Raw genomic sequence first — 443 nt, 5'->3', positions numbered from 1 at the left:
CATATGGCTGGGGCAGCGTCCAGAAAGTTGAAAAGTATTTTCAATGATTTAGGAGAAAAAGATGGCAATCGGTACGATCGTTCTCGTTCATGGTGCATTTGCTGACGGATCTTGCTGGACGAAGGTAATTTCCCTTCTGACCGCGAAAGGTCTGAGAGCTGTTGCCGTTCAAAACCCGCTCAGTTCGCTCGGCGACGATGTCAAAGCAGCGCACCGCGTCATCGAAATGCAGGACGGCCCGGTCCTTCTCGTGGGGCATTCGTGGGGCGGTGCCGTCATCACGGAAGCGGGCAACCACGACCGGGTGAAGGGTCTCGTTTATGTCGCGGCGGGCGCTCCGGACACAGATCAGTCTTTCAGTGATTGGTGGAAGAATTATGCGCCGGTGGCCGGCGAGGCGATAGCTCCCTACGGCGACGGCTATGTTGCGTTGACGGCAGAGG

The 443-nt window shown here is 56.7% G+C and carries 1 protein-coding gene; it reads left to right on the top strand.

Features of this window, described 5'->3' with window-relative positions:
• Positions 1–61 precede the first annotated feature (61 nt).
• A partial coding sequence (locus AC1D0P_RS29740; protein ID WP_477680019.1) for an alpha/beta fold hydrolase occupies positions 62–443 on the top strand: 382 nt, incomplete at its 3' end.

The sequence above is a fragment of the Polaromonas sp. P1_G2 genome (assembly GCF_056405515.1).
Note: the sequence above shows the minus strand (reverse complement) of the source record. Positions and strands in the feature narration are given on the sequence as shown.